Genomic DNA, 672 nt, shown 5'->3' with positions numbered 1-672 from the left:
AACGCTCGCACCCTACGTATTACCGCGGCTGCTGGCACGGAGTTAGCCGGTGCTTCTTCTGCGGGTAACGTCAATCGATGAGGTTATTAACCTCACCGCCTTCCTCCCCGCTGAAAGTGCTTTACAACCCGAAGGCCTTCTTCACACACGCGGCATGGCTGCATCAGGCTTGCGCCCATTGTGCAATATTCCCCACTGCTGCCTCCCGTAGGAGTCTGGGCCGTGTCTCAGTCCCAGTGTGGCCGGTCATCCTCTCAGACCAGCTAGGGATCGTCGCCTAGGTGAGCCGTTACCCCACCTACTAGCTAATCCCATCTGGGCACATCTGATGGCATGAGGCCCGAAGGTCCCCCACTTTGGTCTTGCGACATTATGCGGTATTAGCTACCGTTTCCAGTAGTTATCCCCCTCCATCAGGCAGTTTCCCAGACATTACTCACCNTGTGCTACCGCTCGACTTGCATGTGTTAGGCCTCCCGCCAGCGTTCAATCTGAGCCATGATCAAACTCTTCAATTTAAGTTTGATGCTCAAAGAATTAAACTTCGTAATGAATTACGTGTTCACTCTTGAGACTTGGTATTCATTTTTCGTCCGAGGACGTTAAGAATCCATGTCACTTTGAGTGCTCACACAGATTGTCTGATGAATTGTTAAAGAGCAGTGCCGCTTC

Annotated in this window: 1 rRNA gene; it reads right to left on the bottom strand. The window is 51.9% G+C overall.

The annotated features are described in order from the left end of the window. A 16S ribosomal RNA gene (locus tag ACFP3V_RS26055) occupies positions 1-518 on the bottom strand; the annotation flags it as partial. Positions 519-672: the final 154 nt, after the last annotated feature.

The sequence above is a fragment of the Streptacidiphilus monticola genome, assembly GCF_042658505.1.
Taxonomy (GTDB): Bacteria; Actinomycetota; Actinomycetes; order Streptomycetales; family Streptomycetaceae; genus Streptacidiphilus; species Streptacidiphilus monticola.
This window is presented reverse-complemented; position numbering and strand designations above follow the sequence as displayed.